Below are 13,015 nucleotides of genomic sequence, written 5' to 3' on the forward strand. Positions count from 1 at the left end.
GGGCTTGATGTCGACCGACTCCGGCTCGGCCGTGCGCGCCGACGCCTCCGTACCGCCGCAGTCCGCCGCACCGCCGCCGGGGGGGCCCCCCCCCCCGCCCCCCCCCCCCCCCCGCCGCCCCCGGGCGGCCCCCCGCCGGGCGGGGCGTGGACCGCGCCCCATCCGCGCCGGCCCGCCCTCCGCGCGGCGGTCCGCCCGGGTCAGGTCCGGCGCCGCCGCAGGGCCGGGTCGAGCAGTGCGGGCGGGGTGTCGAACTTCTCGTGTGCGGCGAGGTCGACGCCCGGGGCGACGATCGCATCGACGGCGTCGAGCACGTCGGCGGGGAGCACGGTGTCCGCGGCGGCGAGGTTGGCGTGCAGGTGTTCCAGCGTGCGCGGGCCGATGATCGCGCTGGTCACGGCGGGGTGCGCGGTGGCGAAGCCGAGGGCGAGCTGGATCAGCGTCAGGTCGGCGGCGGCAGCCACCTCGGCCAGCCGCTCGACGGCATCGAGCCTGGCCCGGTTGGCGGGAATGGTGGTGTCGAAGCGGTCCGGCATGAACGTGGAACGACTGGTGGCGATGGGGGCGTTCGCGCGGATCGCGCCCGAAAGCCAGCCGGAGGCCAGCGGGCTCCACACCAGCACGCCGAGCCCGTACTCCTCGGCCACGGGCAGCACATCGGCCTCGATGCCGCGTTGCAGGATCGAGTAGCTGGGCTGCTCGGTCGCGTACCGGCTCAGGCGGTGCTCGCGGGCGGCCCATTGGGCCTGCACGATGCGGTAGGCGGGGAAGGTCGACGAGCCGAAGGAGCGGATCTTGCCGGCGCGTTGGAGGTCGGTCAGCGCGGACAGCGTCTCTTCGTCGCTGGTGGTCGGGTCCCAACGATGGACCTGGTAGAGGTCGATGTGGTCGACGCCGAGCCGGCGCAGGCTGTTGTCCAGTGCCGCGTACAGCCAACGGCGGGAGCTGCCGCGGTGGTTGCGGTCCTCACCCATCGGCATGGCGGCCTTGGTGGCCAGTACGAGGTCGTCGCGGCGGCCGGCGATGGCCTTGCCGACCATCTCCTCCGACTCGCCGCTGCCGTACATGTCGGCGGTGTCGATGAGGTTGATGCCGGCCGCCAGGGCCGCGTCGACGAGGGCGGTGGCCTCCTGTTGGGTGGTGCGCCCGATGGCGCCGAAGTTCATCGCGCCCAGCGCGAGCGAGCTGACCTGGACGCCGGTGCGCCCCAGGGTGCGGTACTGCATGACCGTGTTCCTCCACGACAGAGATCCGAGCAATGACAGGAGCGAGACGGGGATGGAGAGGGCGGGATGGAGAAGGGAGATGGCGCCACGTGACCGGTTGCATGGCGAACCGGCAGCCGCTCGCCCGGCCCATACGAGCAAGCGGGACGCCGTCCCGTTTAACGATACGGAACACTGTCCCGCTTATCAACGCGGGATCGGCCCGGCCTACGTCGCGCCGTGCGTCTCCCGGCCGAACTCCTCAACGAAAGGTCGTCAGCCATGCCCGTGAACGTGCTCGTACCGCTTCTCCTCCTGCTGGTCAGCCCCTTGTTCCGGGCCGTCGGGCACGTTCGCCCGGCCCGCCCCAAGCCGCCCGACCGTCCGCCCCCGCCCGGCCGGTACCGCGTACGCCCGGACGCGGTCGGCGCGAGGGATCGGCCGCGCGTCCACGGCGGGAAACGCGCCGCCCTGGCCACCCCGCGCCCTGCCGCAAGTGCAGGTCGGCGGCCTATCATCGCCAGTCCGCATACGAGGGGGGCTGGTATGACGGCAGACGGGAGCAGGGCGCGGCGGGCGCAGGAGGCAAGGCGGCAGGAACGGTTGCTGCGCGAGCAGTGGCAGGCCGCCTGGCAGCAGGTCCAGCGGTGGGACGCCGCGCGAGAGGGCGAACGCGGGGTGTTGGCCCAGTTGTTGGTGCTGACGGCGCGCGGTTGGCGACTGCTCGTCGACCGGCAGTGGCCCAGAACGCGCGGCGGGCAGGCGGGCCTGTTGCTGGTGGGGCCCGGCGGGATGTTCGTGATCGACATCGAGAACTGGCCCGCCGCCCACGCCGACGTGGACGGCACCGCCCGTCCCACCGGCGCACCGCACGCCACGGCGGACTCATCCGGTGGCGAGCTGGGGACCGCTGCGGTGGCGAAGTTGCTGACGGCGACGAAGTCGGTCGAGCGGGTAGTGGCGGAGCTCGGGCTCTCGCCGGTGGCGGTCCAGCCGCTGCTGGTCTTCGCGGGCCGTCGGATCGACGCCGAGGCGGGCCGGGCCAGGCTGCTCGGTGGGCGCGAGATCGGCCCGGCGCTGCTCGCGGAGCGGCAGCGACTGCACGCCGCTCCGGTGCGGATGATCGCCGGCCATCTGGAGAGCGCGTTTCCCGGGTACGTACCGGTGGAGCTCGACCGGTCGGCACCGGCCGCCCCGGCCCAGCCGCGGCAGGAGGCGGCGGACGGCCTGTTCGACCTGGAGGGGCTGCGGAACGCGGCGCTCGACGAGGCGCTGCGCGGGCCGATCGAGCAGTGGATGTCCTTCCTCGACCCGGACCAGGTCTCGCTGGTGCGCCGCAACTGGTCGGGCCCGGCGCGGATCAGCGGCCCGGCCGGCACCGGCAAGACGGTGGTCGGGCTGCACCGCGCGGCGCATCTGGCGCGCCGTACGACCGGCCGCATCCTGTACGTCACGTACGCCAACAACCTGCCGCGGGTGCAGGGCACGTTCCTCGCGACCATGGCGCCGGCGGTCGCCGACCGGGTCGACTTCTCCAGCCTCCACGCCTGGGCGCAGGAGTTCCTGCGCGAGCGCGGCGTGCCGGTGCGGCTGCACGCGGAGAAGGCCGCGACCGCCTTCAGTCTGGCGTGGACGCGCGTCGGGCGGCCGAGCCGACTGGCCGAAGTTGACCCGAAACCGCGCTACTGGGAGGAGGAGATCAGTTACGTCATCAAGGGGCGCGGCCTGACGACGTTCGACGAGTACGCGGTGGTGCCCCGGCGACGGCGGAGGGCGCGGCTGAGCCGCGCGCACCGGGAGGCGGTGTGGGCGCTGTACGAGGCGTACGAGGCGCTACGTGTCGAGCGTGGCGTGCACGACTTCAACGACGTCCTCTCGCTGGCGCTGGCGGAGGCGGCGCGGCCGGCGGACCAGCCCCGCTACGCGGGCGTGATCGTGGACGAGGTGCAGGACCTGTCGCTGGTGGGGGTGCGGCTGTTGCACGCCGTGGTGGGCGATGTGCCCAACGGGTTGTTGCTGATCGGCGACGGGCAGCAGGCCGTCTATCCGGGCGGGTTCCGGCTCTCCGACGCGGGCGTCGACGTCCGAGGCGACCGCGGGCAGGTGCTCGCCACCAACTACCGCAATAGCAAACAGATCCTGGAAACGGCGCTCCAGGTGGTGGCCGATGACGCGTTCGAGGACATCGACGGGATGCGGACGCCGGGGCGCCGCGACGTCGATCTGACGTACCACGACGGGCAGGTGGTACGGGTCGCGGAGCCGACCGTGGCCGCCCACGACCAGGCCCTGTTGGGCGCGCTGCGCGAGCTGCCCACCGGCGCCCACGCCGACGTCGCGGTGCTGTGCCCGTCCAAGCACGCCATCGCGCACTACCGCAAACTGCTCGAACAGGCCGATATACCGGTGCGGCTGCTCGACCACTACGACGGTCATGCGGTCGACGCGGTCAAGTTGGGCACGTACCGCAGGGCGAAGGGGTTGGAGTTCAAGCGGGTCTACCTGCCCCGGTACGACGCGGTCCCGCCGTCGGAGGCGGGGGCCGGCGGCGCGGGCGCGGTCGAGACGGCGCGGGAACGTGCGGAGCTGCGCCGCAGTCAGCTCTTCGTGGCCATGACACGGGCGCGGGACGTGCTGTGGTTGGGCAGTGTGGGTGGGTAGGGCACGGGGAGTGGGCGGTCGCGGATAGCGGGTCGCGGGGGTGGTGTTGGGGGTTCGGGCACGGCGTTGGTGATCTGAACGCGGCCGGGTGGGCGTTGATGGTGTGGGTCGAGTGTTGGTGGTGTGGGGGCGGCCGGGTCGGGCATTGGTGGGACGGGCTCAGATGGGCCGGGCGTTGATGGGTGTGGGCGCGGCCGGGTCGGGTGGCGCTGGGCGCTAGTCGGCGACGTCCACGCCGTATCCGCGGACCAGGGTGTCAAGGCCGTGGTCGTAGCCCTGGCCGACCGCGCGGAGCCGCCAGACCGGGCCCCGGCGGTAGATCTCCGCGAGGAGCATGGTGCGTTCGGTGGTTGCCGCGTCCAGGGTGGCGCGGGCAAGGGGTGCGGCGCTGTTGCCGGGGGCCGCACCGAGTTGGATGGCGCCGACGGTGCCGAAGGTGGCGGTGCCGTCGATGGCCGCGGCGACGACGACCCTGCGGGTCGCCGCGGGCAGCGCGGCGAGGTCGAGTGCGATGGTCTGCTCGGCGGGGCCGCCGGTGAGGAGCCGTACGGTACCGGCCGGGCTCTCCGGTGCGCCGTAGAAGACCAGGTCCTCGTCGCAGGTGACCTGCTCGTCCTCGTCCAGGAGAAAGGCGACGACGTCGATCTCGCAGTCGTCCTGCGGCGCCCAGCTCGCGGTGACGTGCCATGCAGGTCCGGCGGCGGGCGCGTCGGGCAGGTCGAGGACCCCGCCCCGCGGCATCACCAGGGGGTCCTGCGTCCGGACCGCGGGCGCGGGTCGGCCGGTGGTGGTCGGCGCGGCGAGCCAGGCCGCGTCGTGGACGGGCAGTTCGATGGTGGTGATGCGCTTCATCCGCCGGTCGGCTTCCCCGCCGGGCAGCAGGACGACGTCGGTGACGCTGGCCGAGAGGTTGATGGCCGCCGAACCGCCGAGTTCGACCACCCGGGAGCGCGCCGCCACCGCGGCGGCGTGCACCCCGCCGAGCACCAGCACCCGGTGCCCGGCCAGCACGCCGCCGGCGCCACCTGCCGTACGCCCTGGCCTGCGCGGAGCCGGCACCGGGGCGGCCGGAGGAGGCGAAACGGGCGGGATGGAAGGAACGGGTGGGGCGGAGGAGACGGAGGGGGAGGTGGAGGTGGAGGGAGGGGCGGGGGCGGGGGCGGGGGGAACGGTCGCAGCACGGGCAGTCGCAGGTGGTGCGGATGCGAATGGCGTCGGCACCGGCGATGTCGCAGCACGGGCAGTCGCAGGTGGTGCGGACGCGAATGGCGTCGGCACCGGCGATGCGGACGCCGGTGGTCCGGACGCCGGCGATGCGGACGCCGGTGATACGGGCACAGGCGGCGTGGGGCGGGCGGACGGTGCGGGCAGTGGCGCGGCCGGCGGGATGAGCGGGTGCGCGGGCGCGTCAGTTCGGGTGCCTGCCGGTGTGTGTGCTGTCCCGGCCGGCGGCGCGGCCGGGGCCTCGTGTGCCACTCCGGCCTGCACGTCGGCCAGGAGCCGAACGAACGCGGCTTCGTCGATGACCGGCACGCCCTCGGCGACGGCCCGGCGCGCCTTCGTGGACTGCGCGGCGGTCTCGTTGCTGACCAGGGCGCTGGTGTGACGGCTGACTGAGCCCATCATGTTCAACCCGGCGGCGACACCCCGGGCAACCAACTCGGCCCTGGCATGCGCGGTGTCACCGGTGATCGCGATCTTCATGCCCTGCCGGAGCGGCCCACCGAGCGTCCACCGCCCCGGGTTGCGGTAGCCGCACGGCGTCTTGGGAGGTTGCGGCGTGAATTGCGCCTGAGCCCGTGGCGGGCACTTCACCAGCGGCAGCGGTAGGTCGAGCCGTGCCGCCTCGCGGAGTGAGGCGTGCAGGATGCCGGCCAGTACGCGCGTGTCGTCCAGCGCATCGTGGGCGTGCCGCTGCGGTACGCCGTAGTGCGCGGCGAGGCTGCCGAGCTTCATGTCGTCCGTCGGCGGGTCCACCTGCCGGTTGAGGGCCAGGGTGCACAGCCGCTGCGACACCGGCAGCCACATCCGGGCGCGGGCGAACTCATGGGCCAGGAAGTCATAGTCGAACTGGGCGTTGTGGGCGACCATGACCCGGTTCTGGAGCATCGCCCCGATCTGCCCGGCGACCTGCTCGAACGTCGGCGCGCCGCGCAGCCGCTCGGCGGTCAGCCCGTGCACCGCCACCGGGCCCGGATCGCACCCGGGGTCGAGCAGCGTGGAGTACTCGCCGGTCTGCCGGCCGTCGGGCCCCACCGTGATCACCGCGATGGACAGCACCCTGTCCCGCCGGGCCACCAGTCCCGAGGTTTCGACGTCGACCAGGGCCCAGTCGTGGGCGTAGTCGCCTACGGCGGGCACTTCGTTTGCGGTGGCGGCGAGACTCATGGCGCCAAGGATGATCCGATATACGGCTCTCCATCAAGCTGCATGACGCTATATCTCGCTTGTCCCGCTTTTCCGTTCAGGCGGCGGGTGGGTGGCTGGCGCGGGGTGGGTACGCGCGGGTGGGGGCATTGGGGGTACCGGCGTCGCCTGAGGTGGTTGCGGCTGGTCGGACCTACGGAGGGGCGCCGGGCTCGCGGAGCGGGCGGGCTGCGCCCGGGGCTTCGAGGTCGGGGCTTCGGAGTCGGGGCTTCGGAGTCGGGGCTTCGGAGTCGGGGCTTCGGAGTCGGCCGGCGCGCCGTTGCGCGACGCCTCGGGGCCGGCCGGCGGGTGGCGTGGAGCGCGCTGTGCCCGAAGGCCGCGCCCTGCATTGCGGCAGCCCATACGTAGAACAGCAACCCACACCGGAACAGCTCGCATCGCGGCAGCTCGTCATGGGAATGCCCGTATCTCGGCGGCCCCTAAAGACTTGAAGCCTGTCCCGTAAATGCTGGCAGGTAAATGCCGGCCGGCTTCGCCTCATCGCCCTACGAGGCTCGACCAGCGGTTGCCACTGGCAGCTCGGTTTCCGAGCAATTGCGCCTGCTCGCTCTTGAGCCGTGTGAACCTGTCGCGGGTGTACTCCCTGAGCTCCCGGCCGGGGAAGGGTATGAGCGACAGGTGCTGCTCGTAGTTGCCTTGTGCCCAGCGCGCCGCAGTGATCTCGTAGCCCGAGACATGGGCGCAAAGCTGAAGGAGGGCCTGAGGCATCTCTTCCTCGATGAGGAGGTCGGCCTTCGTGACCACCACGTCTCGCATCGCCTTGATATTGGGGATGAAGACGGTGGTGGCCCAGGTGCGCCACTCCGCAAGTTCCTGCTCGTTGGGCGGTGTGTCGTGGCGGAAGGGGTCGCGACCGTCGGGGCGGGCGTACTGCTCTGAAAAGGTGTCATAGGTTCGGCTGTTGGCTTCCATTAGAGCGAACAACGGACCGTAGAAGTCACTCAGTTGCTGGTTGACACGCGTGAGCCGGGCCTGTCTCTCCGCAAGACGCAGCCCGTTCAGATAGGTCGTTAGGTAGCCGACGAATGCCAGCCCGACGGTCACGATCACTGTAGTCATGACAGGCGATGCTATGGGTCTGATCACCAGCCGATGGCAAGGTTGCGCGTGCATGTGGGCGACGCGACTGGCAGCCGGGAACTCACCGTCGCGCTTGAGCTTGCGTGAGCTTGCAGCCACGGAGGATCTTCCAGTTCTTCATCCGGTGCATACGCCAGCAAGCTCACTGCGCTCAGTGGATATCACCTGCCAGGTGAGGGCAACGCGGACTGACCCATACGGTTACGAGACAGCCGTTGGCACGGCAGCCCCAAACGCAAGGGCCCAGAAATCGGCGGCCTCGGGGCTCGAAATCTCACGCCCCGCCGATACGAATTACCATGGACCAGTGAAAACGGTTCGAATAGCGCTCCCGCGGCACGCGCGGCGGTCCATGCTCACTGGGCTGGCGACGGTGACGGTCTTGCTCGGTTTGGGCGCGGTGTTCATATTGCCCCGCGCGTATGCGACCTCGGGAGAGAGTGGCGCCGTGGCGACCGTGGTGTTTGCCGGGATCTGGTTGCCGACGGCCTTTTATACGGTGAACCGCGCGTTCGGCATGACCCTGCTCACCCCCGAGGGCGTACGGTTTCGGACAGCGGTGAGTCGACGGTTGATCCCCTGGCACCGCATCACCCGTTTCGAGGCGCAGGAGCGCACCGGCCGGCACGCCGTGCGCTGGTGGGTCATCCGCGCGCACCGTACCCACGGCCGGCCGCTCGTACTGCCCGGTTCGCTGGCCCAGGGCGCCATGAACGAGGCGTTCCGGGCCGCGCTGGACACGCTTGAGCAGCACCTTGAGGCCGCAGCGGCCGGTGCCGGCCCCCGTCCCCCGGAGGACGGGTAGCCCCTGCGCGCCGCCTGCGCCCGCCCCACGCGCCGACCCGCCGCAGCGGGATGAGCCACCACCCGGGTTCCCATCGCACCCGGGCGCCGGAACCGGTCCCGCCCTGTCGCCGGGGGCTCACTCCCTACCGTTGTAGTGCCTGTTTCCGGCCAACAGCGTGCCCAGGAGGACGTAGAGGACGATGGCGACGAGGGGAATGCGGCCCGTTCCGTCGTCGATCTCGTCGAGGAAGTATCCAGAAAGCAGCGGCCAGACCAATCCGCAGACGAGTACGAGGAGATGGTTGCCCTTTTCTCCCGACAGGCGCATCAGTACCGCCAACAGAACGGGCATCAGAGTCCAAGCAATAACTACCGCGAGGAGGAATTCCACCGCCCCGCCGAGCACGACGTCCGGCTGCTCCTCCCCGGCCTCGTGCGATTTTTTGAGCCCGTAGGACAGCACGGCGTGACAGGCGATCGTGGAAATGACCGTCGCCAGGGCGCCCTTGATGTGACGTAAGTGATCCATGATGAATGCGTAGCCCCCGTACGAAATGGGCCCCACCGCGTTTCGGCGGGACCCACTGGTTCCCCGTGGTGGCGGCCCTCGCGGGCAGTGCCCGGCCTCGGCGCGGGCGGCGCCCCAGGGCGGCAGCGTACTTGCGGGCCCCGACTATTTCCGGGCGGAACGGCCACCGGGGCGCTGACGCGCTGGTGGGCCCCATGGATTTGCGCCATCAGGAACCGGTGTCGACCGGCACGACGCGGGACGCGAACCGCCAAAGGCCCCTGCCGCGCCGGGGCGCGGCAACAACACGGCCACGGCTGAAAGTTGCCGTGCACGACCCCATGTTTGTGAAGGTGATGTGAGAGTCTTCGCGGGGGCATCGCGTGGCGCGGGCCGCGCGTGCGCTCCGCCCCATGGCCCCGCGAACGCCCCGCACCGTCCGGGGCGGCCCCGAGGACGCTGCGTCCGCGCAGTTCAGCCCCCGTAGCTCAGTGGATAGAGCAGGTGCCTTCTAAGCACTTGGCCGCAGGTTCGAGTCCTGCCGGGGGCGCCACGCAGACGGGAAGCGTTGCCCCGTCGGTCCGGCCGGCTTTCATCGCTTCCGCCGCGATGCGGGCCGTCGCGTCAATCGTGTCGGCGGCGAGTACCACCCGGCAGCGAGCGCTGTTGGTGCGTTTGTCGAAGCGGATCTGGAGGCGAAACGCCTCGAACATGCGCCGCCGCACCGCGTCGGGGAGGCTCGCGATCTCGCACCGGCCAAGGGGCAGGGCGTCGATGAGGGCCGGGTCCTGCCGGACTGGTGCCTGTTGTCGGTGATCCGCGAGTTTGGCTTCCGTGTCTCGGATCTGATCGTCGATCTCAGCCACCCGTGCCTGTACTCCCTGTACGAAACGGCGGTCGGGGTTGTCGGCGAGTTCGAGGGCGGAGAACTGACGGTCGCGTCTCTTTCGGAGGTCCCGCAGGGCCTCATCGAGCGTCTTTTCTCGCTGTTCGTGGTCGTGTTGTTCGGCCGCCTGAGTCTCGGGAAGGGCTGTGGCCAGCATCGCCCGTCGCTCGGGGCCGAAGACTCGTGTGGCGAAGAACTGGTGTAGTGGTTCCACGAGGTGCGTTTCCTTGATCCACAGGCTCTTGGGGTGGCCCGGTTGGACGTAGCCCGGTTTGGGGGCGCAGGTGTAGAACGATTGTTCTCTGCGGGTCTTGCCGAACATGCGGCGTTCACAGATGGCGCAGAACAGAAATGAGCGCAGTGCGTAGGTGCGGGCATGTTGGTGGGTGCTGTTGGGGCCGGGAGCGCTGCGTGAGCGTTCGCGCTCTTGCGCGACCGTCTGGGCGCGGACGAAGGATTCCAGCGACGCGAGTGGGGGGTGCGTGGGGTGGGGCGACCACACCCAGTCCTCGATGGGGTTCACTGCTCCGCCGCGCGTCTTGCGCGCGCGGCGGTTCCAGACCATGTGGCCGGTGTGCTTCGGGTTGGTCAGCACGTCCCGCACGCTGGACTGGGTCCACTGTCCGACTCCACGTGTGGGGTCCGGAGGGACCGGTGGCGGATTGCTGGCCAGGTCTTCGTTGAGGCGAGCAGCGATCGTCCGATAGCTCGATCGCTCCACAAGACGCCACTGGAAGATCCGGCGGACTACGGGCGCGGTGAGCGGGTCGGGAAGGAGGCAGGTCTTGGTCTTGCCCTCACTGCGGCGGGCGGGAACAGGGTGAGGGATGCGATTCGCGATGTAGCCGTAGGGTGCTTTCCCGATGTTGTAGCCCTGCATCGTGTGCTCTTCGAACCCGCCCCACGACTTCTCCAGCATCTCCAGGACGTACCACTCTGTCACTCCTTGTTTGACTCGGCGGGTGAGCACTTGGGTGGCGTTCTTGGTCCGCGAACCGCCGAAATTGATGGGCTCGTCTGCGGCGAGCAAGGGCACACCCACCGTTTCGAGACGGTGCTCGATGAGTGTGCCGAAGTACGTGCGTCGGGCAACGCGTTCGATGGACTCGCAGATGACGGCATCGAAGTGTCGTTCGCCGTTCTCGGCCACGGCGAGGAGGTCCTGGATGCCTCCGTCGCGAGGTACGGGAATGTCGAAGCGCTCGTGCCCCTGCCCGTGGCCCCGCGTTGCCAAATCCTTACGGCCTGACTCGACGTCGTAGTAGAAGCCGACGATGACGACGCCCGGCGGCAGTGAGGACTGGCACGAACGTACTTGCCGAGGAAGCGAGATGGTGGGGTCCTGCTTGTCCTCCGTAGAGGTGCGTCCTAGGAAGACCAGCCGGGTCAGGTTGGCGGTTCTCCCGCTCGTTGTTCCTCTCTCGGCATGTCTTCTGTGGCGAGAGACGGCGGCGAGGAGCTGCGCGGGGTGGTCTTCCGGTTTCGCTGTTGCGTGATCCATGTCATGACCTCCACCATGACCTGACCTTGGAGCCTTCGGAGAGCGGCGGCTTCACCACCGGTGACGGTCTCGATCTCGACCACCACCTCAGGCGCCAGGATGTTTGGGTGCCGACGGGGACCGTAGCTCTGGCTGGAGGTAGAGGGGACGGCCCCGTTCGATGGAACTCCGGTCGCGCTGTTCTGACGGACCTGCCTGCTGGAGGCATGCTCGGCGGATGCCACGGCCGGCGCACCCGCGACCGGCTCAGTGTCGGGCACCACGGCTCCGTTGAGTGCAGGTTCGCGGGGCGAGCGCCGCGGCCGACGGTCGTGGGCGAGTGGTTTTGGCTGTGGCCGGCGCGTTGCGGCAGCGTCTCATCGGAGCGACCTGTGCGGCGAGTGGGTCGGGCCGGGTGAAGACGAGGACATCTTCGTGCTGGATGACCGCTAGCGGGATGCCTTGGCGACGAGCATCGCGTACGTACTTCATCTGGAAGAACGATGAGCGAGGGATCAGACGACCGTCGCGGATGCCGGCCAGGAGCGCGACACAGCGCTCGGTAGGCGTGAGTCCCGCCGCCCGGCCCGCAGCGATCACGGCTGACGGCAAGTCGATGAGTTCACCCCGCTCGCGCCACGGGCGGGTCGTGACGACCGCGGTTCCCCCAGGTCGCAGCACAACCCGGCAGTGGGTCAGGATCTCGGTGAAGGCGTGGAGGAGTCGGTCGGTGCTCACGTGGGCGAGGTTGGACGGATCGTGGCTGTAGCGGTGACACCGTTTGACGACTCCGCGTTCGCCCGTCTCCCGCGTAGAGCGCACGTGCCCGTGTACCGAGTTCCCGTATGGAGGCGAGGTGATGACGAGGCTCACCTTCCCGTGATGCTCGGGTGGGATGAGGCGGGTGAGATCGCGGGCGTCGCCGCAGCGCACGGAGCCGAAACCGGCACCGGACTCCCGCACGGCGGTGGTCGTGTTGAGACGGGCGAGGGCGGCCCACCGGGGCTCGTACTCGACTCCGAGCGCGTTGCGGCCCAGGCGGATGGCTTCCACCAGCGTGGTGCCGATGCCGCACATCGGGTCCAGGACCAGGTCGCCGGGACGGGAGTAGGCGCTGATGGCGTGGGCGGCGATCTTGGGGAGCATCTTGGCGGGGTGGGCGGATGAGCCGGGCGCGTAGCGATCTTTGCGCTGTGCCGCGGCGGAGGTGGGAGCGGTGTTCCACACCGAGAGGGAAGTGGGCACTGCGAGGTCTCCTTCGTCGCGGTTACGGGTGGCGAATCGCGGACAAGGCGACCAGGTCACAGTGGGCCAGGCCGAGGTGGGCGTCCGGTGGTAGCGAGGGCACGAGTTGGTCGCCGGCCAGGTGGGCGTAGACGACCACGATGTGCTGAAGGTAGTGAAAGCCCGCGGTGCGGGCGGTTGCGACGAGCGTGCCCAGAGGGTCCCTGAGGCGGTCGGCATCCCGGCGTTGGCGGGTGGCCAGCAGCATGAGTCCATCGCTGGGCAGGAGCCGATGGGCGCGATGGAAGAAGTCTGGCCATCCATCCTCTACCGAACCGAGCGTTTCCACGCCGCCGGTCGGCAGCGCCTCGGTGGAGGCCGGAAGCGCGTCGGGGTGCAGTTCGGCGAGGATAAGAGTCGGCGGCCTCGCCGGCTCGCCCCCGTCCGCCCCGGAGGGAAGCATCGTGGACGGGATGCGGGCGTCCATGCCTGCCTCCGCGTCCCGGATGGCGATCTTCAACAGCGGCGCGGGTGCGCTGGCGGGGCATCCGACGAACTCCGTACGGATCTTGTCCAGGGCCCAGGCCGGCAACACGGCGCCTGGGATGGGGGCGGCGTTGGGCTCGTCGGAGTCGGGGAACCAGAGCGTCGACGGCAGCGGGGGCGACGTGCGGGAGGTCGAAGTGGTGGAACGTGTCATGGGTTGCGCGGCGCGTGGCCAAGGTCGTGCTCGTGCTGACGTGAAGCTATAGAGAACC

General features: G+C 70.2%; 10 protein-coding genes, 1 tRNA gene and 1 pseudogene. 5 read left to right on the top strand and 7 right to left on the bottom strand.

Going from position 1 to position 13,015, the window contains the following annotated elements; genetic code table 11:
• Positions 1 to 200 precede the first annotated feature (200 nt).
• A complete protein-coding gene (locus AAHZ94_RS02180; RefSeq protein ID WP_349990109.1) occupies positions 201 to 1,226 on the bottom strand; it encodes an aldo/keto reductase in 1,026 nt (341 codons plus the stop codon).
• A 525-nt stretch (positions 1,227 to 1,751) separates the two neighbouring features.
• On the opposite strand from AAHZ94_RS02180, the gene AAHZ94_RS02185 reads away from it, so the two are divergent.
• A complete protein-coding gene (locus AAHZ94_RS02185) occupies positions 1,752 to 3,866 on the top strand; it encodes a nuclease-related domain-containing DEAD/DEAH box helicase (RefSeq protein ID WP_349990110.1) in 2,115 nt (704 codons plus the stop codon).
• A gap of 216 nt (positions 3,867 to 4,082) precedes the next feature.
• On the opposite strand, the gene AAHZ94_RS02190 is transcribed toward AAHZ94_RS02185, so the two are convergent.
• A complete protein-coding gene (locus AAHZ94_RS02190; protein WP_349990111.1) occupies positions 4,083 to 6,254 on the bottom strand; it encodes a TerD family protein in 2,172 nt (723 codons plus the stop codon).
• A 516-nt stretch (positions 6,255 to 6,770) separates the two neighbouring features.
• A complete protein-coding gene (locus AAHZ94_RS02195; RefSeq protein WP_349990112.1) occupies positions 6,771 to 7,352 on the bottom strand; it encodes a hypothetical protein in 582 nt (193 codons plus the stop codon).
• A gap of 469 nt (positions 7,353 to 7,821) precedes the next feature.
• Here AAHZ94_RS02195 and AAHZ94_RS02200 point away from each other — a divergent pair, with 469 nt between their 5' ends.
• On the top strand, positions 7,822 to 8,178 hold the full coding sequence (locus tag AAHZ94_RS02200; protein ID WP_349990113.1) for a hypothetical protein: 357 nt from the start codon (positions 7,822 to 7,824) through the stop codon (positions 8,176 to 8,178).
• A gap of 117 nt (positions 8,179 to 8,295) precedes the next feature.
• Here AAHZ94_RS02200 and AAHZ94_RS02205 read toward each other — a convergent pair whose 3' ends face one another.
• Entirely contained in the window at positions 8,296 to 8,688 is a 393-nt protein-coding gene (locus tag AAHZ94_RS02205) for a hypothetical protein (protein ID WP_349990114.1), read from the bottom strand.
• Between the two features lie 456 nt (positions 8,689 to 9,144).
• On the opposite strand from AAHZ94_RS02205, the gene AAHZ94_RS02210 reads away from it, so the two are divergent.
• Both AAHZ94_RS02210 and AAHZ94_RS02215 read left to right on the top strand, forming a co-directional pair.
• Positions 9,145 to 9,220 (top strand) — tRNA-Arg (locus AAHZ94_RS02210).
• Between the two features lie 259 nt (positions 9,221 to 9,479).
• Entirely contained in the window at positions 9,480 to 9,758 is a 279-nt protein-coding gene (locus AAHZ94_RS02215) for a hypothetical protein (RefSeq protein WP_349990115.1), read from the top strand.
• Between the two features lie 228 nt (positions 9,759 to 9,986).
• Here AAHZ94_RS02215 and AAHZ94_RS02220 read toward each other — a convergent pair.
• Positions 9,987 to 10,472: pseudogene (locus tag AAHZ94_RS02220) on the bottom strand (recombinase family protein); the annotation flags it as partial.
• Positions 10,473 to 10,499: 27 nt separating this feature from the next.
• On the opposite strand from AAHZ94_RS02220, the gene AAHZ94_RS02225 reads away from it, so the two are divergent.
• Positions 10,500 to 10,802, top strand: a complete 303-nt coding sequence (locus tag AAHZ94_RS02225; RefSeq protein WP_349990116.1) for a hypothetical protein — start codon at positions 10,500 to 10,502, stop codon at positions 10,800 to 10,802.
• Between the two features lie 498 nt (positions 10,803 to 11,300).
• Here the strand turns inward: AAHZ94_RS02225 and AAHZ94_RS02230 are convergent, their stop codons facing one another.
• A complete protein-coding gene (locus AAHZ94_RS02230; protein ID WP_349990117.1) occupies positions 11,301 to 12,278 on the bottom strand; it encodes a TRM11 family SAM-dependent methyltransferase in 978 nt (325 codons plus the stop codon).
• Between the two features lie 22 nt (positions 12,279 to 12,300).
• On the bottom strand, positions 12,301 to 12,957 hold the full coding sequence (locus AAHZ94_RS02235; protein ID WP_349990118.1) for a hypothetical protein: 657 nt from the start codon (positions 12,955 to 12,957) through the stop codon (positions 12,301 to 12,303).
• Between the last annotated feature and the right edge of the window lie 58 nt (positions 12,958 to 13,015).

This window comes from Streptomyces sp. HSW2009, assembly GCF_040240285.1.
Taxonomy (GTDB): domain Bacteria; phylum Actinomycetota; class Actinomycetes; order Streptomycetales; family Streptomycetaceae; genus Streptomyces.

Bases quoted from the DNA above. Each gene is read 5' to 3' on its own strand.
- AAHZ94_RS02180 (WP_349990109.1), bottom strand. From the start codon at position 1,226: ATGCAGTACCGCACCCTGGGGCGCACCGGCGTCCAGGTCAGCTCGCTC.
- AAHZ94_RS02185 (WP_349990110.1), top strand. From the start codon at position 1,752: ATGACGGCAGACGGGAGCAGGGCGCGGCGGGCGCAGGAGGCAAGGCGG.
- AAHZ94_RS02190 (WP_349990111.1), bottom strand. From the start codon at position 6,254: ATGAGTCTCGCCGCCACCGCAAACGAAGTGCCCGCCGTAGGCGACTAC.
- AAHZ94_RS02195 (WP_349990112.1), bottom strand. From the start codon at position 7,352: ATGACTACAGTGATCGTGACCGTCGGGCTGGCATTCGTCGGCTACCTA.
- AAHZ94_RS02205 (WP_349990114.1), bottom strand. From the start codon at position 8,688: ATGGATCACTTACGTCACATCAAGGGCGCCCTGGCGACGGTCATTTCC.
- AAHZ94_RS02235 (WP_349990118.1), bottom strand. From the start codon at position 12,957: ATGACACGTTCCACCACTTCGACCTCCCGCACGTCGCCCCCGCTGCCG.